Source organism: Parapedobacter soli (genome assembly GCF_025460835.1).
Taxonomy (GTDB): Bacteria; Bacteroidota; Bacteroidia; order Sphingobacteriales; family Sphingobacteriaceae; genus Parapedobacter; species Parapedobacter soli.
Map to the genome: position 1 here is coordinate 1 of NZ_JAMXAY010000169.1, position 458 is coordinate 458.

1 protein-coding gene is annotated in these 458 nt (G+C 49.3%); it reads left to right on the top strand.

Features of this window, described 5'->3' with window-relative positions; translation table 11 throughout:
- Window positions 1–6: 6 nt before the first annotated feature.
- A partial coding sequence (locus NGM62_RS22055) for an ISAs1 family transposase (protein WP_262250459.1) occupies window positions 7–458 on the top strand: 452 nt, incomplete at its 3' end.

A 458-nucleotide genomic window follows, 5' to 3' on the forward strand; every position in this document is an offset into this window, starting at 1 on the left:
AAAAAAATGCCTTACACGACCCGAGAATACCAAAACACCAAAATTTTCGCTGATAGTTTCTCCACCTTGAAAGATCCGCGCAGAACTACTAAAGGACACCATATCTACCCGCTTGAGGAGATCCTTTTCCTGACCATATCGGCATGCGTTAGCGGGGTGAACTGCTGGACTGGCATTCAGACCTTCGGCCAGGTGAAGCTGGACTGGCTCCGTAAATTTTATCCTTTCAAATCGGGTATACCGTCACATGACACGATCAGTGACGTTTTCATTGCGCTATGCCCGCAAGCATTCGGTGACTGCTTTATGGATTGGGTAAATACCATCCATAGAATCACCGATGGTCTTGTGGTGTCACTGGACGGCAAAACAGTGCGAGGGTTAGCCGGTTCCGGCGGCAAGAAGTCCTCGCTGCATATTGTGTCAGCCTATGCTTCCATGAGCAGGATTACCCTGGG